General features: G+C 60.3%; 18 protein-coding genes. 11 read left to right on the top strand and 7 right to left on the bottom strand.

All coding sequences use genetic code 11. The annotated features are described in order from the left end of the window. Nucleotides 1-45 precede the first annotated feature (45 nt). The 3 genes from HUU46_22515 to HUU46_22505 form a co-directional block, all read right to left on the bottom strand. Nucleotides 46-702, bottom strand: coding sequence for a response regulator transcription factor (locus tag HUU46_22515; GenBank protein ID NUM56421.1), 657 nt, complete (start codon nucleotides 700-702; stop codon nucleotides 46-48). Continuing rightward, on the bottom strand, nucleotides 702-2,678 hold the full coding sequence (locus HUU46_22510) for a PAS domain S-box protein (protein ID NUM56420.1): 1,977 nt from the start codon (nucleotides 2,676-2,678) through the stop codon (nucleotides 702-704). The genes HUU46_22515 and HUU46_22510 overlap by 1 nt, the downstream gene beginning before the upstream one ends. A gap of 112 nt (nucleotides 2,679-2,790) precedes the next feature. Then, entirely contained in the window at nucleotides 2,791-3,534 is a 744-nt protein-coding gene (locus tag HUU46_22505) for a DUF1295 domain-containing protein (GenBank protein ID NUM56419.1), read from the bottom strand. Between the two features lie 388 nt (nucleotides 3,535-3,922). On the opposite strand from HUU46_22505, the gene HUU46_22500 reads away from it, so the two are divergent. The 7 genes from HUU46_22500 to HUU46_22470 all read left to right on the top strand — a co-directional run bounded on the left by HUU46_22500 (nucleotide 3,923) and on the right by HUU46_22470 (nucleotide 9,901). Further along, nucleotides 3,923-4,480, top strand: a complete 558-nt coding sequence (locus HUU46_22500) for a hypothetical protein (protein NUM56418.1) — start codon at nucleotides 3,923-3,925, stop codon at nucleotides 4,478-4,480. Between the two features lie 173 nt (nucleotides 4,481-4,653). Continuing rightward, nucleotides 4,654-6,021, top strand: coding sequence for an MBL fold metallo-hydrolase (locus HUU46_22495; GenBank protein ID NUM56417.1), 1,368 nt, complete (start codon nucleotides 4,654-4,656; stop codon nucleotides 6,019-6,021). 3 nt (nucleotides 6,022-6,024) lie between these two features. Further along, nucleotides 6,025-6,960 carry a lysophospholipid acyltransferase family protein gene (locus HUU46_22490; protein NUM56416.1) on the top strand — a complete coding sequence of 312 codons (936 nt, stop codon included), beginning with the start codon at nucleotides 6,025-6,027 and terminating at the stop codon, nucleotides 6,958-6,960. A 338-nt stretch (nucleotides 6,961-7,298) separates the two neighbouring features. Beyond that, nucleotides 7,299-7,700 carry a hypothetical protein gene (locus HUU46_22485; GenBank protein NUM56415.1) on the top strand — a complete coding sequence of 134 codons (402 nt, stop codon included), beginning with the start codon at nucleotides 7,299-7,301 and terminating at the stop codon, nucleotides 7,698-7,700. Between the two features lie 259 nt (nucleotides 7,701-7,959). Then, nucleotides 7,960-8,538 (top strand): sigma-70 family RNA polymerase sigma factor, encoded by a 579-nt coding sequence (locus HUU46_22480; GenBank protein ID NUM56414.1) that lies wholly within the window; start codon nucleotides 7,960-7,962, stop codon nucleotides 8,536-8,538. Further along, nucleotides 8,535-9,218 carry a hypothetical protein gene (locus HUU46_22475; GenBank protein NUM56413.1) on the top strand — a complete coding sequence of 228 codons (684 nt, stop codon included), beginning with the start codon at nucleotides 8,535-8,537 and terminating at the stop codon, nucleotides 9,216-9,218. Before HUU46_22480 ends, HUU46_22475 begins: the two co-directional genes overlap by 4 nt. Beyond that, nucleotides 9,215-9,901: a hypothetical protein gene (locus HUU46_22470; GenBank protein ID NUM56412.1), complete on the top strand. Its 687-nt coding sequence runs from the start codon at nucleotides 9,215-9,217 to the stop codon at nucleotides 9,899-9,901. Before HUU46_22475 ends, HUU46_22470 begins: the two co-directional genes overlap by 4 nt. A 4-nt stretch (nucleotides 9,902-9,905) precedes the next feature. Here the strand turns inward: HUU46_22470 and HUU46_22465 are convergent, their stop codons facing one another. The 3 genes from HUU46_22465 to mfd form a co-directional block, all read right to left on the bottom strand. Further along, a complete protein-coding gene (locus HUU46_22465; GenBank protein ID NUM56411.1) occupies nucleotides 9,906-10,967 on the bottom strand; it encodes a hypothetical protein in 1,062 nt (353 codons plus the stop codon). Between the two features lie 142 nt (nucleotides 10,968-11,109). Then, on the bottom strand, nucleotides 11,110-12,882 hold the full coding sequence (locus HUU46_22460) for an SEL1-like repeat protein (GenBank protein NUM56410.1): 1,773 nt from the start codon (nucleotides 12,880-12,882) through the stop codon (nucleotides 11,110-11,112). Between the two features lie 163 nt (nucleotides 12,883-13,045). Continuing rightward, entirely contained in the window at nucleotides 13,046-16,303 is a 3,258-nt protein-coding gene (gene mfd, locus HUU46_22455) for a transcription-repair coupling factor (protein ID NUM56409.1), read from the bottom strand. Between the two features lie 382 nt (nucleotides 16,304-16,685). Here mfd and HUU46_22450 point away from each other — a divergent pair, with 382 nt between their 5' ends. Continuing rightward, complete coding sequence (locus tag HUU46_22450; protein ID NUM56408.1) at nucleotides 16,686-16,886, top strand: hypothetical protein; 201 nt, start codon at nucleotides 16,686-16,688, stop codon at nucleotides 16,884-16,886. A 397-nt stretch (nucleotides 16,887-17,283) separates the two neighbouring features. Next, nucleotides 17,284-18,255 carry a GDP-mannose 4,6-dehydratase gene (locus tag HUU46_22445; protein NUM56407.1) on the top strand — a complete coding sequence of 324 codons (972 nt, stop codon included), beginning with the start codon at nucleotides 17,284-17,286 and terminating at the stop codon, nucleotides 18,253-18,255. A 12-nt stretch (nucleotides 18,256-18,267) separates the two neighbouring features. Here HUU46_22445 and HUU46_22440 read toward each other — a convergent pair whose 3' ends face one another. Next, nucleotides 18,268-20,124 (bottom strand): CehA/McbA family metallohydrolase, encoded by a 1,857-nt coding sequence (locus HUU46_22440; GenBank protein NUM56406.1) that lies wholly within the window; start codon nucleotides 20,122-20,124, stop codon nucleotides 18,268-18,270. A 203-nt stretch (nucleotides 20,125-20,327) separates the two neighbouring features. Here HUU46_22440 and HUU46_22435 point away from each other — a divergent pair, with 203 nt between their 5' ends. Beyond that, nucleotides 20,328-20,774, top strand: a complete 447-nt coding sequence (locus HUU46_22435) for a GntR family transcriptional regulator (GenBank protein ID NUM56405.1) — start codon at nucleotides 20,328-20,330, stop codon at nucleotides 20,772-20,774. A gap of 426 nt (nucleotides 20,775-21,200) precedes the next feature. Then, nucleotides 21,201-21,674: a recombinase family protein gene (locus HUU46_22430; protein ID NUM56404.1), complete on the top strand. Its 474-nt coding sequence runs from the start codon at nucleotides 21,201-21,203 to the stop codon at nucleotides 21,672-21,674. The last annotated feature ends 62 nt before the right edge of the window (nucleotides 21,675-21,736 follow it).

Below are 21,736 nucleotides of genomic sequence, written 5' to 3'. Positions count from 1 at the left end.
CGAGCAGGAGCACGAAACAGACGGTGTGCTCGAACTTGAAATGCTTTAGCTGCCCTCGCCGTGGACCCACTTGATCGCGCTTTGCACGAGTTCGGTGGCGTCGTTCAGGCCGAGTTTTTCCTTGATGTGCTCGCGATACGTTTCGATCGTTTTCACACTCAGGTTGAGTTTCGACGCGATTTGGCTGGTCTTCAGGCCCTGGCCGATGTGGTTATACACCTCGAGTTCCCGATCGCTGAGCCGCGCGACGGGCGACTCGTCCGCGCCGTCGGCGCCGCTCGCAAACTTGCGCATGATTCGCGCGGAAATCTCGTCGCTGAGGTAAACGTCGCCGGCGAGCACGCGCCGGATGCCGGTGATAACTTTCGTAGGCGCTTCGCGCTTCATGATGTAGCCGTGTGCCCCCGCCCGGAGCGCGCGCTCCGCGTACAGCGCCTCGTCGTGCATCGACAGAATCAGGACGCGCAGGTTCCGCTGGCGCGATTTCAGTCCTTTCACCAGCACCAGTCCGTTCATGTCGTCGAGCGATATGTCCACGAGCGCCAGGTCCGGCTGGGATTTTTCCGTCAATTCGAGCGCCGTCGCGCCGGACTCCGCCTGGCCGCACACGGTCATGTCACTCTCGCGGTTGATCAATTCGGCAAGACCCTGGCGCACGATCGGATGATCGTCGATCAGCAACACTTTGTACGTGCGTTCCACTATACGCTCTCCACGAACTCGCCCGGCGCAGGTACGGTCAGCGAACAGGTGACTATCGTCCCGCCGCGATCGCCGCGCTGAATGCGCAGCGTGCCATCGATCATTCGCGCGCGGTACTGCATTATGTTCAGGCCGAGACCCTGATTGCCATTCGACACCAGATCGATGCCTGTCCCGTCGTCGGCGATGCGCAGTTCGACGTCGTCGCCGTCGCCGTGCAGGACAATCTCGATCGCTTTTGGCTTTCCGTGCCGCACCGCGTTGTTTAGCGCTTCCTGGGCAATGCGGTACAGGTGGGTCGCCACGGACACATCGTAGATCAGGATCGGTTCCTCGCACACGAACTTGCACCGAATGTTGAACAGGGACTGCGTTTGCGCCGCCAACTCGTGCAGGGCGGTCATCAATCCGTCCGCTTCGAGATGGACGGGATACAGCCCGCGCGCCAGCCCGCGCGTTTGGTTGATGGCATCCGAAACCATTTCGACGATGGTCGACGCCGTCGTCGCCTCGGCCACGTGTTTCGCCTGGAGGTCCTCCGCAAGCACCTGGCTTTTGAAGCCGATGCCGGTCAGATGCTGCCCGAGCCGATCGTGCAGGTCTTGTCCGATCCGCATCTGTTCGCGCGCGCTGATCTCGAGCACCTGCCGCTCGAGCTTGCGGCGGTCCGTCACGTCGACGCCGATTCCCCACGACGCCCAGCCCGGAATTGGAAATGTCGCGGAAATGTTGAACCACGACACGGTGCGCACGGTGCCGTCCTTGCAGGCGATGTTCCATTCCTGATCGCGGTAGTCCGCGCCGCGCTCGGCCCATTCGACCACGACCCGCGCGCGGTACGACGGATCGGGGTAGAGAATTCCCATCGCGTGCGGATTACCGACGAGTTCGGGCGAGGCGTATCCGGTGACGCGCTCGGCCTCGCGGTTCCACACGATAATATTGCCGCGTTCGTCGAACGCGCTCATCATGACCGGCATATTCTGCAACACGCTGCGGAGGTGTTCCTCGCTGCGCCGCAACGCTTCCGCGGCCTTGTGGCGCTCGGTGGTGTCGATTGCCGCGACCAGAAAGGAATCCTTCCCGCCGAACTCGATGCGCCGCGCCTGCACTTCGACCCAGCGTTCTTCTCCGGTGCGATCGATGAACCGCGCTTCGGCCCCGCGCGCGAGTTCGTCCGGCGATACGGAATCGAGAATTTGCAGGCCGACTTCGCGGTCTTCCGGGTGCAGGAATGCCGACAAATCGAGGGCCGTGATTTCGTTGCGCGAGTAACCCGACAGCCGCTCGGACGCTTCGTTCACGTACACAAACCGGCCCGAGTTCAGTATTGCGATCGCCGCCGGCAACTGGTCCGCCAGCGTGCGAAATTGCGCTTCCATCCGATGCAACGCCGCTTCCGATTTTTGCCGGCTGATGGCGTTCATGACCATTTGCGCGGCCGTTTCGAGCAGGCGGATGTCCTCTTCCATCCACAGTTTTTTCTCGCGCTCCGTTGTCAGCGCGATAACGCCCTGCAGTTCCTTGCCGATCGACAACGGCACGGCAAGGACCGACTGTACCGACGCCGCGCGCCACATCTCTTGTTCGCGCCAGGCTTCCGCCGGCAGTTCGTCAACGTCCGAAACGTAGACGACCTGAAACTTGCGGTACATCTCGTAGGCCCACGGGAACGTGTCCATGGGCACCGTCGCGTACCGGTATTGCGTGGAGTTGAAATCGGGCGCACACCACTCGTGCGTAAAGTGGACGTTCGTGGAGTCGCCGAGCATCTGGAATACAACGCAGCGGTCCACGTGCGTGAATTCGCCCAACTGGCGCAACGCCCACGTGATCGCCTCATCCAACTCGCGCGCCGACGACTGGATAAACCGCGTCGACAGGCGCGTTACGAGTTGCTCGAACGCCAGGCGATACGCAAGCGCCGCTTCCGTCCTGCGTTTTTCTTCCAGCAGCGCGTTGTCGAGAATAGCCATGCAGCCGCGTCTCCGGGGGCCCGCACCTTGCACCGATGCGCACGCAGACTATCATAAATCACGGGGCGGCGTTCAGTCCCGGCCGTGCCATAACCGCGCTCGCGATGGGACGTTACCGTGCGCGGGGGATGCGAGGCAGGAAATAGGGGACCGTTGCGCAGTACTCGGCGTACCGGTCGCCGTACCACCCGCGGTAACGAGCTTCCTTCAGCTTCGGCCCTATGAGGCAGTACAAGGTCCAGCCCGCCGCGAGCGCTAATCCGTCCAACGTCAGCACCGGAGCAGTCCACATGACCAGCGCGAAGCCGAGGTATACCGGGTGCCGGCACACGCGGAACAGGCCGTGCGTCGGGAATCCGTTGTGTTGCGGTTTCCTGCCGCGCACAACGGAACTCCATCCCATATATCCGGTTTGCAGACCCAGTCCAGCGTCAGTCAGGGCTTTGATGAGGAACAGCCAACTACCGAGATAGAGCGCCAACATGCACCAGTACCACGAACCCTTCGCCTCGAAAATCGTCACGCCGCTCGGCGACCAAAGCCCAAAGGCAGCCAGCAACTGGAGCGCGCCTATAAATGCGAATGTTGTCGTCGCGAGGTCCGCGCCGAGTCCGCCCGGAACGATTTTTGCCAGGATTAGCCGCCCGTTCTTCGACAAGAAGAACGAGTGAAGAATCGGGAACTGCAGGATCAACAATACGTTTGTCAGCAAGGCCAACCATCCGTGAAACGGGCCCAATCCAATCCGCAAGCCGTTGTATAATGCGTCCACCATCACAACGACAGAGACGGCGAACACTGTGTGTGTAACGATTCCAAACGTAAGTGCAATTGCGATTCGACGACGAGGAGACATGCGATGTAATACCTTTTATCTGGCCGGGCCCTGCCAGGCGATTCTAAGACTCTCGGACTTGACGCGTTGCCGAAGACATGTACGTTAGACCAGCAATCGGGCTACGCTGGTGTCATAGACGAATTGAAGTCGATTTCACTTACATATGCTCCGCAAAAGGTGTCGAATTCTGCAACATTTGCATGACGGCCTTGGGCGACGCGCGCCCCGTTCGCAGTTATCAGCATGCCCGAATGCGGAGATGGATTGGGCGTTATCGTGCGAACGAATCGATCATCGCAGAACAGACGAAACAGGCTATAATGAATTGCGTGACCGCTCCTCCCCCAAGCGGCCTAGCCAGACAAACCTAACGTTGCTGGAGGCAAACCTAAGCGGAGGATCGGACATGTTTTCATTCTTGCCCAACTGGAACGGTATCCACCCGCTCATCGTGCACTTTCCGATTGTCATGGTGCTCATCGCGCCGGTATTCGTTGTGTTTGCTGTGATCCTGCGGAGACATGCGCGCGTGCTGGCAGCTTGCGCTTTGGCGCTGATGATTGCCGGAACCATTGGCGCTGTCCTAGCCGTGTTGTCGGGCGAAGCCGGGGCGGAACTCGCCGAGCGGGTACCGGGCGCCGAACCCGTGTTGGAACGACACGAAGAACTTGCTGAAACGACGCGGACGATGCTGATTGGGGTTACCATCGTTTACGCACTCATCGTTGCCGCGCCTTCCGTTTTCAAGAAACTCCTCAATCCTGTCCCTTCAATCACGCTGAATTCCGCGTTCCTTCTGCTCTACCTGGTCGCAGTCGTATTTCTGGTTAATACGGCGCACCAGGGCGGCGTGTTGGTCCACACGTACGGCGCACACGCGATGCTTGGTCCGGGTGCGCAGCAAGGGCAGGCCGCCGGGTACGAAGCCGGCGAGGAGCATGAAGAAGACGAAGATCGCGAATAGCGGAGGAATCGCCCTCGCTTACTTTCTCCGCGGCGAGTGATCGTCGCCGATAAGCGCCAGCGCTTCACGCGCGTTCGAACGCTCGGCCCGCAAAAGGCCCACTGGCCTGCGCCTGCCGCTGCCTTTGACAAAATTTCCTGCCTTTCCTAGAATATCTCGATTCGGAGAGCGTCTTGAGCACCATCACTTTTAGGGCCATAGGAGGGGGCGCGGAAATTGGGGCCAACTCCTACGTGATTGGCGCCGATGGCCACGACATCCTCCTCGACTGCGGTTTACACCCCAAAAAAGAGGGGAGAGTAGCCCTACCCGAATTCGATCTCCTCGTCCAGGCGCCCGAGGCCGTCCTGGTATCGCACGGGCACATCGACCACTGTGGGGCGGTGCCGTTCGCAATGCGCGAATTCCCCGCGGCAGCCTGCTACGCGACGCACCCGACCGTCAATATTATGGACCGCATGTTGCACAACAGCGTGTCCGTGATGGGCACGCTGGCGATCGAGCGCGGCATCAAGGATTACCCGCTGTACACGCACAGCGACGTGGACGGCGCGCTGCGCCGGTGCCACGGGTTGCATTACGAACGTGAATTCTCGCCGACGTGGGACAGCCCATTCCGCGCGAGTTTTCACCACAGCGGCCACGTGCTCGGCAGCGCCAGCGTGTTGCTGCGGACCGAGGGCCACACGCTCCTGTACAGCGGCGACGTGTGCATGACGCACCAGGAACTCATGGCGGGGCTGACGCTGCTCGACAAGGAAGTCGCCGTCGACACGCTCATTATCGAGAGCACGCGCGGCACCCACGAGAACGGGCACACGATCACCTTCGAGGGCGAAGTGGAGCGATTCTCCGACGAGGTTGCGAAAGTGTTGAACAAGGGCGGCTGCGTGCTGGTGCCGTCGTTCGCGCTCGGCCGCACACAGGAGTTGCTCAACGTCATCAGCCGCATGCAGGCGAACGACCGCATCCCCGACGTGCCCGTCTACGCGTCCGGACTCGGCCGCGCGATCTACGAGATTTACAACAAGTTCACCGACTTCCTTCGTCCGGAGTCGAAGCTGCGTCCGCTCGCGGAGTTCAACCGCATTGGCGACGTGTGGGACGGTGCTATCCGGCGCGACCTGCTGCGCAAGCCCTGCATCATCGTCGCGACTTCGGGGATGATGGTCGAGAACACGCCTTCCGCGCTGATCGCTATGGAGATGGTGCGTGACCCGCGCCACGGCATCTTCTTTGTCGGCTATCTCGATCCCGATACGCTCGGCTACAAACTGTTGCGCGCGCAGATCGGCGAGGCGCTACCGTTCGAACTCGACGGTCCGCCGATCAAGGTCCGCCTGGAGAACCGGCAGGCGTTCAACTTCAGCGCCCACGCAACGCGGGAAGATCTCTGCAAACTCATCGACCACATCGCACCGAGGAATATCGTCTTCGTTCACGGCGATCCTGACGCCACGGCGTGGATGAGCCAGAACACCAGCGCGGTGTACAAGAAATTCATCCCTTCCATCGGCGAAACCATCGCGCTCGAATCGTAGCCGATGGGGCGCCGCCGCAACGTATTCGTTCAGAGTATCGCCGCGTACGCTTCCATCGCGTTTTGCCGCGTAATGGCGCTGTTGCCGCTTCCGGTTTGCCGTTTCGTTGGCCGAGCGGTCGGCGTTCTCGCCTACGCGCTCGTTCCGCGCGTGCGCCGCGTCGCGCTCGAGAATCTGCGCAACGCTTACGGCGATACGCTGACCGAACGCGAGGTCCGGGCGATTGCCTGTGGCGCGGCGATGAACGTCGGCATCGTCGCCGCGGAGTTCGCGCACATTCCTCGGCTGACGCCGGAGAATATCGCGCGGTGGGTCACCGTTGAAGGCGCCGAACACCTTAACCGCGACCGCCCGGGCTTCATGCTCGCCGCGCACCTCGGCAATTGGGAGTGGATGGCGTCAGTGCTGAAAAACCTTGGCTTTAACGTCGCGGAAGTTGTCCGCCCTCTCGACGCGCCCGCACTGAACGCCTACGTCGATCGCATTCGCACGAGCCGCGGCGTGCGCACGATCGACAAGACCGGCGGCGGCCAGCAAATGCTGAAGCTGCTCAAAGACGGTTGGGTGGTCGGCGTGCTCGCCGATCAAAGCCCGCGCGAGAGCGCCGTGCCCGTCACGTTTTTCGGGCGGCCCTGCTGGGCAACGGCCGCCCCCGCGATGGTCGCGTTGCGCCAGAAAATGCCGATGGTCGTCGTCACCATGACGCGCGACGCAAGGGGTCATTACACGCTCCGCTTTTCATCGCCGGTTGCGCTCGAACGCACCGGCGACTTCCGTGCCGACCTCGTCGCCATCACACAACGCTGCCAGGACCTTATCGAGGAACAGGTCCGCGCGCACCCCGAGCAATGGCTCTGGCTCCACCGCCGGTGGAAGGCGCGCCCGCGCCTGGAAGAAGAGTGGAGCAGGAAAAGTGGCGGCACCGTTTCGATGGAGTGATTCTGGTCAGCCGGGGCGTGCGCTTACTCGAATCCGAAATCGCGTCCTGTGTTGTTTTCAGCCTTCTTTCCCACCGTCGCATCACGCCGCCTCACGTTTGCGAATTCGAAATATGGTAGCGAGAAATCAAGCTGCACTCGCGATTACTGCCAATAGATAATGTTCGGTCAACCCAATTTGGCTTAATTCGCGGCGCGGGGAAGTGCAACACCCTGGGCCTGGATTTGGAGCGTATTGCTCGACGGGTGCAGGTCCAGAATGGTTGTGCGCGCTGCGTTGTGCTTTGCCCCGCTCACGGCTATATTGATTGCCACGAGGCAAGGGTGAAGGGCGGTAGCATGCGAACGACACGGGTGCAGTCGAGCCGGGAGACGGAAGCGGCGGAGTTGGAATCGAAGTCGTTTGGGTTTGGCGTGGGGATGTTGGGTTTGGCGCAGTTCTTGAAGGGCAAGTTGCCGGACCCGGTCGTGAACGCGTTGGCGGAGCATGGGACGCATGTGGGGGCGCACGTGCTCGATGCGCACTCGTCGGCGTCGGGGCAGCTTTCGAGTTACGCGTCGGCTCGGCAGGCGGTGCGTCAGGCGACGTATTGGTTGCGGCTGGTGCACGCGTCGGACCCGACCTTTGGCGCGAAGCTGGACCCGCTGATCAGGGACGCCGCGGACCTCGCGAGCGCGTTGAAGGCGGCAGCCACGCGGGCGCGGCAGGCCGTGGCCGCGGCGAAAGTCAAGGGTGCGTAAGCGTAACCCCGTGCGCGTTTCCGGTGTACAACCGAACATCCGGAGGAATTGGCCGTGCCGCATGAACCGCCGTTTCTTGTGACGTTGAGCCACTTGGATGGCGACCGGTACACGGCATCTCTCGTGCGTTGTAAAGTCAGCGAATTCAATATGTTATGATATATACACCATCCAGTGGGACAGCCTTTCTGTCCTACTACCCGCGGAACATCCCCGCCCGCTTCGTGTTATATCCGATGTGCTTGAGGTACCGGCGCGCATGAGCGACGTCTCCGATTGGGATCTCGTCGCGCGGGCGCGCGATGGGGACATGGACGCCTTTGCGGCGCTGGTTCGCCGTTATGAAGCGCCCGTGATCCACTTTTGCGCGCGCATGATCGGTTCCGTCGAGGATGCGCAGGACGTTGCGCAAGACAGTTTCATTCGGGTCTATCGCTACCTTGACCGGCTCCGGCCGGATGCGAAGTTTTCGACCGTGCTCTTTGGTATCGCGCGCAACCTGACATTGAACTTCTTACGGGATTCGTCGCGACGCGGCCGCGGCAACACGGTGTCGCTGACGCGGGACGACGAAACGGAGCAGCACATCGTCGATGACGCGGCGCGGCCCGACGAGACGGCCCGGCTCGGCGAGATCGAGCGGACAATTGAAAAGGCCCTCGACCAGATTTCCGCGGAGCACCGTGAAGTGTTGGTGTTGCGCGAGATTCAGGGCATGGATTACGAAACGATTGGCGAGGTCATCAACTGCCCGGCGGGCACGGTGAAGAGCCGGATTGCCCGCGCGCGCGAACAGTTGCGGCTTCGCATCATCGAACTAGGCGGCGAACTGCTATGAACGAGAAAGAGAAACAGAAGTTGTACGAGACAATCTCCGCGTACATCGACGGCGAGTCGGAGGCGCGTGGAGACGTCGAGTGTCTGATCAAAGAAGACGCGAACGCCGCGCGCCTGTACGCCGAGCTATCGCGGCTGTCGGTGGGAATGAAGGCGTTGCCCGCGCCGGACGTGCATCCCGCGTTTGTGACGCGCGTCATGGCGCACGTGCGCGACGTGCGGGAGGCAGAACTCGCCACGCCCGCGTGGCGCCGCGTCATTCCGACGATTCTTGGCGCCGTTACCGCCGCCGCGATGATTGCGATTGCGGTGTGGCCGTTCTGGCCGGACAAGGGAATCACCGCGCCGACCGAGCGCGATCCGCTTGTCGCGCAGGTGCTGCATTTGCGCAACCAGCCGGACCAGGTGCTGGCGGAGGATTTTGGGGCGCTGATCACGGAACCGATTGGCGGCGACGTGTCGACCGAAACCGCCGACATTGGGATCGCGTTGGTGGCGGACCCGGCATTTGGCGCGGACTATACCGAAGTGGTTGTAAAGGTCGCCGCGTTGATCGGCGAGAATGGATACGATGACGATGCGGACGTGTTCGCGTCGCTGGATTCGCTGAGCGAGACGGAGGCGGAAGCCCTTCGTGCGATGCTGGCCGACTCGATTGAAGGGGGCAACGAATTGCTATGAGAACGAAAGCAGTATTAGCCATGCTGGTGGCGGTGCTTGCGCTGCCCGCATTCGCCGAACCGCAAGCGGGTGACCCCGCCAAAAAGGCGGAGCAGTCCGCCCCGCCGCGTGGCGGTCATCCGGGTGGATTTCCGGACGAAGACCTGCGCGACATGGTGAGCACGATCATGATGGTGCGCGTATCGCGCAGCCTCGAACTCACCGACGAACAGACCGTAATAATGGTCAAACACATGCAGGAAATGCGGGATTCCTTGTCGAAGCTGTACGACGAGCGCGACAAGACGATGAATGCGTTGCGCGAGGTCACGGCGAAGGAAGGCGCGACGGACGACGAGATTAACGCGCAACTGCAGGCGCTGATTTCCATCGACGATAAACGTCTACAGGCGAAGAAGGACGCGTTCGACAAGATTTCGTCCGGTTTTACCGCAAAGCAGAAGGCGACACTCTACATCACGCTGCAGGAGTTCGAGGGGCAGATGCGGAAGATGATGTCGCGCGCCAAGGAAATGGGCGAGGACGTCATTCGCGAGAAGTTCCAGCAGTGGAACCGCGAAGGCGGCCCGCATGGCCCTATGATGGATAGGCCGATGGTGCGTCAGTACATGAAGGAGCGGCGGCCCGGCCCACCCGCGCGGGAAGGTGAAACGCCACCGCCGCCCGCGCCGAAACCGGAGTAACGCCTTACTTTGCGCGTGCGCCGCGCATAGGGAACGGAAGCGCGTTGAACGTCGTTGCGCCGGGCTTGCCGCGAAAGTGGAGGTCGGCGAAATCGAGCAGCGCCGCGTAGTCCGCGGGAAGCTGATCGTGGTCTCCTTCCCGAAAGTGCAGCGCGTTGTGATCCCCCGCGGCGAGTAAATCGAAGACGGGTTGCGCCGCCAGAAACGTCGCCTGCGTGCCCAGCGGATTGGCCCACAGATCGCCGAGGGCGTCTGTACTCAACAGCAGCCGCGGCGCCACCAGGGCCTTCACAAAATGCTGATCGAATGGAAGGCGGTCTTCTTCATCGGCGAATTGACCAAAGTCATCCTGAAACCAACTTTTGAAGCGTTTCGGCGACGTGATGAGTTTCAGCGTTTCGCTGTTGGGCCCTTGGATGCGATAGCACCCCGCGCCGCCGCAGCCTGAACCGTTCGGCACAACCATCGCAAAGCGTTCGTCCAGCGCGCCGGCCAGCAGGGCGGTCTTCCCGCCGCGCGAGTGGCCCGTCACGATCACTTGGTCTTTGTTTACGCCGGGTTCGGTCACAAGGTAGTCCAGTGCGCGCGAGGCGCCCCACGCCCACACGGCAATACTGCCCCAATCGTAGCCGGGATAGGCCGCCTGGGCCGGGCCAACAACGTCCTTGCCGTCTCCGGGATCGGGATCGAGCGCGTGCTGGTCGTAACACGCGTACGCGTAGCCCCGTTCGTTGATCTGACGGCTGGGTCCGGCGTCGAGTCCGACGCGCAGTACCGTCGGCAATGGTCTGGTTGCGTCCCGCGGCAAGTACAAATCCACGTTCATTCGCAGCGACTGTTTCGGCCCAAAGGACAACGTGACTTGCCGGTGCGTTGTAATGCCGCCATTCACAGTCTCCGGGGGCGATTCCGAATCGACAGCGACGTTTCCCGGCGAGGGCGGCATGCGCCCGTACTCGATTCGCGTCACCATGTCGACGATCTGACTACGGCGCGTGGTCCACGACTCCGCCGCCTTCACGCGCTTTCCGCCGTTGAATCGGAGCGGATCCGGTAATTTGCTCAAAGAATCAGACGCTATTGAAGGGCCGGTTTTGTGCGAAGCGCAGGATGAAAGTAGTGGTAAAAGAATCGTTATTATGCACACCAAATTGTTGAACGTCCGCAACAGGTACTTCATTGCCCATCCCAATTGAATACGAATTAAATCATTCGGCACTGGCCACGGATTTATAGTTTGGATGGCGATCTTCCGCCTGCATACTTGGTTTCCACTCGCGGGTGAGTTTTTCAGCTTCGGCTATCTGCTCAGGAGTCATCTCGGCAGCAATTCTATCTCTGTATTTTCGCGCCACTTGATGCTTCTGGTCGATGGCGAGGCTGTACCACATGTAAGCGAGAACAAAGTCCTTTGTCACTCCTTCGCCTGAAACGTATTTGGATGCCAGATTATACTGACCGCGTGCATTCCCTTGTTCGGCAGCCTTGCGATACCACTTTACGCACTCTGCATGATCGAGCGGTACGCCTCTACCTTTGTCATAAGCCAGGCCGAGACTGTTCTGTGAGTCGGCATCTCCCATTTCTGCGGCCTTGCGATACCACTTCACGGATTCGGCCTGATCTTCCGGCACGATTTTGCCCAGCCGATAGACCGCGCCCAGACTATTCATCGCGCCTGCGTGCCCTTGATCGGCGGCCTTGCGCCACCACTTTACTGCTTCGGACCCGTTCTTAGGTACGCCTTCACCGTAATAATAATTGGTGCCTAAGTTATGTTGAGCGCGCTTATATTCTTGCTCCGCAGCCTTGCGATACCACTTCACGGCCTCGGCGGGATCGAGAGGCACGCCTTTACCCTCATCGTACGCCACGCCAAGACTATTCTGAGCGACCGCATGTCCCATTTCGGCGGCCTTGCGATACCACTTTACCGATTCGACCTGATCTTCCGGCACACCTTTACCTTGGCCGTAACACGCGCCAAGCGCGATTTGAGCGTTCGCGTTCCCTTGTTCCGCGGCCTTGCGCCACCACTTCACAGCCTCGGCGTAATCCTTGGAAACACCACGACCGCCGAAATACAGATGGCCGAGATTGTACTGGGCACTTTCATGCCCCTGGTCGGCAGCTTTGAGATACCATCGCGCAGCCTGAGCTGCGTCTTTGGGAACACCTTCGCCTTTGGAATAGATTAAGCCAAGCTTAAACTGCGACTTTGCATGCCCTTTTTCGGCGGCCTTGCGGTACCATTTTATTGCCTCGCCTTTGTCCTGAGGGACGGCTCTGCCAGTATCGTACGCGACGCCAAGCTTGAATAGACCGTCCGGATCCCCCTGATTGGCCGCCATGCGGTACCACTTAAACGCCTGGTCGCGGTCCTCTTCAATGCCCTTCCCGTAGTCATAAGCGATGCCTACCCAATATTGAGCATCGGAATGCCCCTGCTGCGCAGCCTTGCGATACCAGGTCAATGCTTCCGCTTCGTCCTGTTGCACGCCCTCGCCTTTGGAATAGGCCCGGCCAAGATAATACTGAGCACTCGCGTTCCCTTTTTCGACGGCCATCCGGTACCACTTTAATGCCTCGACATAGTCTTTGGGAACGTCTTTACCTTTGGAATAGGCGATTCCAATCTTACATTGGGAGAGCGGCTCACCTTGTGCCGCGGCCAACCGGTACCATTTCAACGCCTCGGCATGGTTCTCTGGCACACCTTTTCCTTCCTCATACATTAAGCCCACACCGAACTGGCCGAGCGCCAACCCTTGGTCAGCGGCACGGCGGAACCACCTCGATGCCTCAGCGTAGTCTTGGGGAAACTCGTCGCCTTCGACATATGCCATGCCAAGCCTGGCCTGAGCCAATGCGTCGCCTTGTTCAGCTCTTGCCTTTATTGCCTGGAGGTCCTGTTGGGCTTCGGATTGGAGTGAAATCACCAGTGCGCTAATCAACACAAACGTTAAACATTTTGCAGTCATGTTCACCCCCTGCATTGCGCTTGGGCGGACGCGCGCTTCCCGAAGGGAATACTCGCTGATTTTACTAGGTGGGTCAACTGCACTTACCGGTAACTGCTACGTTGCGGAGCGCGCCCCATAGCGTGTTCGACTTCCGTTCGCCTCCGGCAGGTCATCTGTCCGTTTAGGCAGCGTCTTCCACGAGAGCCTTCAGCAGCTTTTGCGCCGCTGTTATCACCGCATTCTCGTCCGCCTGCTCCTCCAGCTTGAGCGAGATCGACGGCGTCTCTTTCCACTCGAACACAAGCCGGTTTCCAAACGCGTGCGACAACGACTCCCTTCGCCCACGCTCCAATTGCCGGCCAGTTTCCAGTTCGACCGTCACCCCATTCTTCCCGCCGACGATCCTTCGCGCGCCGGCATCGGCGCCGAGCGCGCGCACGCGCATGACGTCGAGCAGCCGCCGCACCGGCACGGGCGGTTCGCCGAAGCGGTCCTTCAATTCCGCGAGCATTTCGCCGACCTCCTCTTCGCTTTGGAGGCCGGCGATGCGTTTGTAGAGCGTGATCTTTTGCGATTCCGACGTAACGTATTGTTCCGGGATATAGGCTTCGGCGGCGATCTCGAACAGCGGCAGGCGCCGTAATCGTATGGGTTCGCCTTTGATTTCCGCGACCGCTTCCGCGACGAGTTGCGTATAGGTGTCAAAACCGACAGTGGCGATGTGCCCGTGTTGTTCTCCGCCGAGGAGGCTGCCGGCGCCGCGAATCTCGAGATCGCGCATGGCGATGCGGAACCCCGCGCCGAGCGTCGAAAATTCTTCGAGCGCCTTCAATCGTTTCTGCGCGTCTTCGCTGAGCGCGCGGTTTCCGGGAATCAGCAGATATGCGAACGCGCGGTGCTTGTAGCGCCCGACGCGCCCGCGCAGTTGATAGAGTTCGGCGAGCCCGAAGTGATCGGCCTGATCGATAATGATCGTGTTTGCATTCGGGATATCGATGCCGGAGCCGATGATCGTCGTGCAGACGAGCACATCGTATTCCTTGTGAATAAAGCCCGACATTACGCGCTCGAGTTCCTTTTCGGGCATCTGGCCGTGCCCGATCGCAATGCGCGCCGTGGGGACCAATCGTTGGACAAGGTTCGCTGCACGCTCGATAGTCTGAACGCGGTTGTGCACGTAGAAGACCTGGCCTTCGCGCGCAAGTTCGCGCGCGATCGCCTCTTGGATGAGTGGTTCGTCGAAATCCGCGATGCACGTGTGAATGGGAAGACGATCGTTTGGCGCCGTGTTGATGACGCTCATGTCGCGTACGCCCATGAGGGACATGTTCAGCGTGCGCGGGATGGGCGTGGCGCTGAGCGTGAGTACGTCTACCGTGGTGCGCAGTTGTTTCAGCCGTTCCTTGTGCGTTACGCCGAAACGTTGTTCCTCGTCGATCACAACCAGGCCGAGGTTTTTGAACTCGACATCCTTCGACACGATTCGGTGGGTCCCGATCACAACGTCCACTTCCCCGGACCTTAATCGTTCCACGACCGACCTAATCTCCTTCGGACTGCGGAAGCGGCTGAGCATTTCGACCTTAATCGGATAATCCGCGAATCGCTCGGCGAAGTTCAGGTAATGCTGTTCCGCGAGGACGGTGGTCGGCACCAACACGGCAACCTGCCGGCTGTCCATCACCGCCTTGAAGGCGGCGCGCATCGCCACTTCGGTCTTGCCGTAGCCCACATCGCCGCAGATAAGGCGGTCCATCGGCCTCGGCGTTTCCATGTCGCGCTTGACGTCGACAATGGCGCGCATCTGGTCCGGCGTTTCGTCGTACTCGAACGCGTCTTCGAACTCGATCTGCCAATGCGTGTCGGGCGGAAACGTATGCCCTTCGCGGGTTTCGCGCGCGGCGTAGAGCTTGAGCAACTCCTCCGTCATGTCGCGCACGGCTTTCTTGACGCGAGACTTCGTGCGCGCCCACGTTGAGCCTCCGAGTCTATCCACCTTTGGCACGGCGCCGTCGCCGCCGGTAAACTTCTGGATCATGTCGATGTGCGTGACGGGAACGTACAGCTTGTCGCCGCCGGTGTATTGAAGCGCAAGGAAATCGCCCGCCTTGCCTTCGAAGCGCCTGAGGCCGAGGTAGCGGCCGATGCCGTGTTGCTCGTGGACGATGTAGTCGCCGGATTTAAGGTCGCTGAACGCGGTGAGCGCGGTGCCCGCTTCGAAGCGGCGGCGCGTGCGGCGCACGTAGTGCCGTCCAAACATCTCGTGTTCGCTCAGAACGGCGAGTTTGTCGGCGGGCACGACGAACCCGCCACGAAGGCGTCCGATATCGACCCGCAGATCGAAAGCGTCTTGTCCGGGCCGGTAGCCCCTCTCTTCCAGCAGTTCGTACAGGCGCTTGCGCTCGCCCGTGGTCGCGCAAAGCAGGACGACGGTGTAGCCTTCGTGGTCCCACAGATCGATCTGTTTCCAGAAGGCGTCGTTTTGTCCCTGCCAACCCGTGATAGCGCCCATGTGGAGTTGCATGCGCGGGACATTTTCCCCGGCGGTGAACGGCACCTGCGCAATACGCATGCGCGAGAACTTCTCGAGCTCGCGCTCAACGGAGTCCCACGACATGATGTATGGGTTGTCGCCCAATTGCGCCGCGAGTTTCGTCACTTCGTCGCGGATGGCCATCGGTTCATCGAGCACAATGAGCGCATCGTCCGGGAAATACTGTGTGAGCGGGGCAAGCGCGTCGCGCGCCGCAATTTGGGTCTTCTCGGACCGCGGCGGGATGGTGACGGATTTCTCGTGACCGATGCTGCGTTGGGTTTCCGGCTCGAAGCGGCGGATCGATTCAATTTCGTCGCCGAAGAACTCGATGCGGTAAGGCAGTTCGCCCGAGATGGGGAAGACGTCGAGAATGCCGCCTCGCACGCTTGTTTGTCCGCGCTGCTCGACCATGAGTTCTCGGTCGTAACCCATTTCCGACAGCCGCGCGACGAGGTCCTCGAGGTCGTGTTCCTCGCCGACGGCTAACGTAACGGTTTGCGCGGAGAGGGCGTCGCGTTTGACGACGTACTGGAGCAGGGAACGCGCCGGCGCGACCATGCGAATGGGTTCGTTCATGCTACGAGCGGCTTGTAGCCGCATGAGCGCGTTCATACGCTCGGCAACGATATCGTCCGCCGGCGCCATTGCGTCGGTGGGCAAGACTTCCCAGGCGGGGAAATGCACGCACCGCTCCGGCAGATCGAAGGTGAGCAGGTCCTCGAAGACGGCTTCGGCCTCGACGCGCCCGTGCGTGATAATCAGGAGCGACCGGCCGCCCGCGGCCTGCAACGCGGTCAACGCCTTGCCACTGCCCCACGGGCCGATCACGTCCAAGCACGCGCGCGGCCTCAGTTGCAGCGTGCCGATGCCCGATAGCTTTGGAAGTTGTTTGGTAAGCGCCATTGCTTTACTTCGTCAGGAGGGGGAGGCATCATTCTGGCCGTTACCATGCGCCGCCGCCTCACGCGATGTCACTTTCAGCGCAGCGGGGTACGGAGCCTCCACATCGCGCGCACTAGAATATGATGTTCTTGTCCGTACCGCAAACAGGCAGCGATGCGAACAGACCGCGGTCACTTGCCAGCGGGGCGTGCCTGCGTTAGACAAAGGGCCTCTAACATTAATGCCGAAACCCCTTCAGGGTACATTCCCTAATGCGGGTGGTTGGTACCCAGGGTAGCCCCGCCTACGTCGAGGCGACTTCGGCGGGCCAACCCTGGGCTGCGCGCCGAAACCCCTTCGGGGTAAACGCAAAGACGTTATTATTGTTAGAGCCTCTAAGTATATGAGCCTGACAGAGATAAAGACAGCCATTGAGGCACTCTCGGAAAGAGAGCGATGCGAACTCAATGCGTGGCTTCAAAACTTCGCTTCAGACGACTGGGATCGCCAAATGGAATCAGATGCGAAGGCCGGCCGGATGGACGCGCTGGTGCGCGAAGCTGAGCAAGCATATCGCGACGATGATTGCCTTCCGTTTCCGTGAAGAGCGTCGCATCCCCGAGATTCTGGCGCATGTACCATTACTTGCCCGCCGAGATTCGACGCCTCGCCGATAAGGATTACCGGTTATGGCGGGGAAACCCGCGACACCCGTCGCCGCGATTCAAACCAATCTCAAGCGACCTGTGATCCGTCCGCATTGGCTCACGTTACCGCGCTGTTGGCAAATTTGTGACGGACGATACGTTCCTGCGGGTCTGGATTGGGACACACGAAGATTACGACAAGCTTTGATTTCACCACAGTCTTGGCGTCCAGCCGGGTAGCGCATTGACGGAACGTGAGTTCGACGGGAAGCCAAGGATGGCACTTTGCCCTTTGATTGCCTTTTGTCCGCCCCATATACTCACGGCTGCATTGGGCATGAGCGGGAGTGCGGTATGAAGGCGTTGGTTACGGGCGGCGCGGGATTCATTGGGTCGCATCTGTGCGAGGAGCTGTTGCGGCGCGGGCAACAAGTTTTTGTGCTGGACGATCTGAGCACGGGCCGTTTTGAGAATATCGAACATCTTGATGGCAAGTTGACCTGTGTCATTGATACCACGCTTAACCAGGAGATCGTCCGCGATCTCGTTCGGGAAGTCGATGTCGTCTACCACCTCGCCGCGACCTTGGGCGTGCAGCTTGTTGTTGACGAGCCCATTCGCACGATTACGAACAACATCCGCGGCACGGAGACGGTGCTCGAAGAAGTGTGCCGGTATAGGCGGCGGGTGCTCGTAGCGTCGACCAGCGAGGTTTACGGCAAGAGCGACAAGGAAGTGTTCCGCGAGGACGACGACCGGATCATGGGGTCAACGCACCTGAGCCGGTGGAGCTATGCGGACTCGAAGGCGATCGACGAGTTTCTCACCCTCGCGTATTGGCGCACGAAGCGGATGCCTTGCGTGGTGGTGCGGCTGTTCAATACCGTTGGCCCGCGCCAGACGGGCCGTTACGGCATGGTGATCCCGCGCTTTGTGCGCGCCGCGCTCCTCGATGAGCCGATTCCCGTTTTTGGCGACGGCAAGCAGACGCGGTGTTTTGCATACGTGGGCGACGTGGTCCCCGCGCTGTTTGGGCTGATGGACAACCGGGGCATCAATGGCGAGATATTTAACATCGGCAGCACCCAACGGATCACGATCGAGGACCTGGCGAAGCGGGTCATTGCGCTAACGGGAAGCAAATCGGAACTGCATTGCGTTCCGTACGATCAAGCGTACGGTCCGGGCTATGAAGACATGCGCCACCGCGCGCCGTCGCTTGACAAAATCCGCAAGGCGATTGGGTACGAGCCGAAAACAGCGCTCGATCAGATACTCCAGTCGGTGATCGAAGATATGAAGAAGAACCCCAACCGGGCATTCTGACGTCGTACGCGGTCAGTTCAGCCGTCTCGGTTTGATTTCCTTCACCTTTGCGTCGGGCGGAATCGCGAGTGAGTCGTTCGCCGCCGCCGTCTGCCCGGGCGCGCCGGGTTCGAGGCGCACGCGCGTACGGCCGTCTTCTTCTACGCGCTCGCTTACGTTTACGGGCGAGAGACCTTTATCGTTGATACGAATCCACACGTCGTACGGGTTTTCCTTCGTCGGATCGATGGGGATAATGTCCTGCGCGTAAATCGGTGACGTCATGGTTACGATATCGAGTGGTCCAAGTCCCTTTCGTGTAGGAGTCCTGACCAGCCGTGCGCGGTATACCGCGTAGGAAGTAGGCGTGTCCGATATCCGGAAGAGTTCGACTTTATCCGATTCGACAGGCTTCGACAGTATGGACCAGCCGTTGCGGAGCACTTCGATCTTCATTCCCTTGGCGTTCTTGACCTGCACCGTGAAATCGACCAACAAACCGAGCGGCACGATTCCACCGATTCCGATGTCAGGCTGGCCCACGGTGGCGGTCTGTTTGGGCAAATCGTTGGTGGTCAAGTCCACGTTAAGAGACCGGGGCTTCGTTTGTGCGTCGGCGACGAATTCGATAAACGGCGCTTCGGGGCCCGCGGCGACGACTGTGCGTCCGATGCGCAGCCCTTCCAACAGTCCCCGCACGGATTTTTCGCGCGCGTAGATGTAGGTGAGAGGTTGGCCCATCGGGACTTTGGGGCTGGACGACAGGCTGCCGGCAATGCAAACGGCCTTAAGGCCGCGGGTCAGTTCGTAGTCCCAGAACATGGCGGCCTGCGCGTTGGCGCTCAATTCCGACTTGCTTGCGGCCAACGAAAGCGAATGGATCAGGTTTCCGTCTTCGCGCCGCTTATATTCGTCCATCAATTGGTCCAGCCTCGCCCCCGGGACGCCGCGGAAATCGCGGCACCAGACCTCTATCGCGTTGACGTAGCGCAATCCGCGCTGCCACGGCGCGTTCGGGAAGCACGGATGCGCAACCGCAAAAATCCCTCCCTGCGCCTGCACCAACTGGCAGACGCCCTGGTCGCCGATAAGGTTCGAGGGCGGAGCGGGCCGCGTGCTGGGCCCGTAGATTAGGGCGACGCCCCGTTTCTCATCGCCCCACTCCATCGCCGGAATGAGCACCACCTTGTCCGACTTGAAGTCGGCGTCGAAACACGCCTTGAGCGTGTTTCTATCGGTAATCGCGATGAAATCGAGGCCGGACTTCTCCGCGCGCCTGACCAAGTCCGCGACGGATTCGGCACCGCCGCCGTGGATCGACCGTACGTGCAAGTCGCCCTTGTACCAGCCCGGCTTCTTGTCTAGCACCGGCGAATCGAATGGCAAAGGTTCTGCGTTGGGGAAGCTAATCGGGCTGCTTGGGTCCGTGTTCGCCTTCATCTCGACCTCGTCAAGCACGAGGTCGTAGTCCTGATCGAAGCTGCGCAGCGGCCTCGTGACCGGCATGCCCTCCTTGGTGACGCCCTGGGTCAGCACGTACGAAACCATGCCTGTGCCGCCCGGTGGCACCGTCACGTCCTGGATATCGCAGAGCAGGGGGAGGTCCCAGTCGTAGATGTATACGTATGCGCGGTAGTTGCCTGGGGGGACCGGGCGCCGCTGCTTGCCGTTTTCCAGGTCGAGCCGGATAGGCTTCGCCCCGGCCTCATCGGTACGGACCGCCACGACGTGGCCAGGCAGGGTTTGTTGAAGAATATCGGTCACTTCGACGAACAGGTGCGTTCCTTCCGCGGCAGGATTGGCCGATTGCCCGGCGCCGGCCTGAGCATGTGTTTCACCTGCATAACAAACTGTCGCTATGGTTAGAACGGTCAGCCAACGAGCATACATCGCGGCGCCTCCAGTGTGCCGATTGAACCGGCAAGTAAATTTGACTCTCGTACTAGGATGAGTATAGAATATACACACTAAGCCCGTGCACCAGTCGATAGTGTGGTCGCTGGCGCATACGAGCTCACTCAACAACCTACATTCTGGCGGTAGGGCGGATGGTGCATGTGGGAAGCGTGCGCCAAGGCGGAGGATCTTGTCAAATGCTTTCAAGTATCGACATCAACAGCAGCGTTGCGGTGTACGTGCAGATCGAGAACCATGTCCAGTTTGCGATTGCGTCCGGTCGTCTCAAAGCGGGAGATCAGTTGCCGTCTGTGCGAGAGCTGTCGGAGAGGCTCAATGTGAACCCGAACACGGTTGCCAAGGCGTACCGTGATCTCGAGGTCATGGGGCTGCTCTATACGCGACGGGGCATGGGCGTGTTCGTGAACAAGGGTGTCGAAGGCAAGTGCCGCGACGAATGCCGGAAGCGCATCATCGGCCGGCTTCACGAGGTGGTTGCCGAAGCAAAGGCAGCAGGTATGACGGCGCGGGAAGTCTCCGAGGTTACGGACAAGAGCTACCAGATGGAAAGCGGTCCGTACAGTGCGACGCCGAACTCCCTGACGGCGCTGGCGAAGGGTGGCGCGAAGAAGAAGTCGAAGTAGTACGGTTAACAGGGCTTGTAAACGGAGAACTGGCAGCCTGACTGATAGGCTCCCAGTTCTTTGTTATTTTGTAACTCGTTATAATCAGGTAACTTATGTAATATTGTGCGAAAACCGAATCAGCGCAGGGTGTGGAACACTTGGAACACATTAGGCGTTTTTGGGTCGAACTGCGAAAAAAGCTATAAAAAACAATTGACATTCGTGCCGCTCTGTTCTACACTTAGTAGTGACGACTTGGGAAATGGCGTTGAGGCCGCATCGGACTTCCCCAGACCGGCCATGGCGAACGCGGGCTGGGGACGGGCAACCTGCGGCTGCACAGTTACAGATTGGGCACATGGTGCAATGGAACCAACTGACGAACGGTCAAGCGAACCACAAGGGCCACACGCTGGGGTAGCGAATGTGGGCGAGTCCCGGGGCATGCCGCTAGTTCAGGATCGGCCCCCTGCGGTTGAACACTACGAGTCCACCGCACGCCTGTCGCACGGCGCCAAGGTCAAGCGCGGGCAGTTGACGGCGGTCCAGCAGGGCCGGTATGGCACGGGACCTGCTCCATACGGGTACCGCCGCGGCAACGAAGGAGAGAAGCCGCTTGTCGTAGACGATCGCGAAGCGGAAGTGGTGCGCATAGTCTTCCGCGAGTATCTTGCCACGCGCAGTACGGGCAAAGTCGTGTCGTATCTGCACTCCAAAGGTATCATGACGCGCAAGGGCAACAAATGGTCGCGTCAGGCCATCGCGATTATACTTTCGAACCGAACGTATCGAGGGCGCGTCAGTTACGGCGACGTGGAGACGCAGGGCGTACACGACCCGATCATTGATCCCGCGCTTTTCTATAAGGCGAATGCAATTCGCGAACGGCGCAAGCGCCGGCGCGATTCGAACGACTGATTCTACCGGGCCTGGCGCGGTCCGGGGCGCAATGCGCGCTCCGGGCCGTTTTTCTTTTCTCG

The sequence above is a fragment of the Candidatus Hydrogenedentota bacterium genome (genome assembly GCA_013359265.1).
Classification (GTDB): Bacteria; Hydrogenedentota; Hydrogenedentia; order Hydrogenedentales; family SLHB01; genus JABWCD01.
This window is presented reverse-complemented; position numbering and strand designations above follow the sequence as displayed.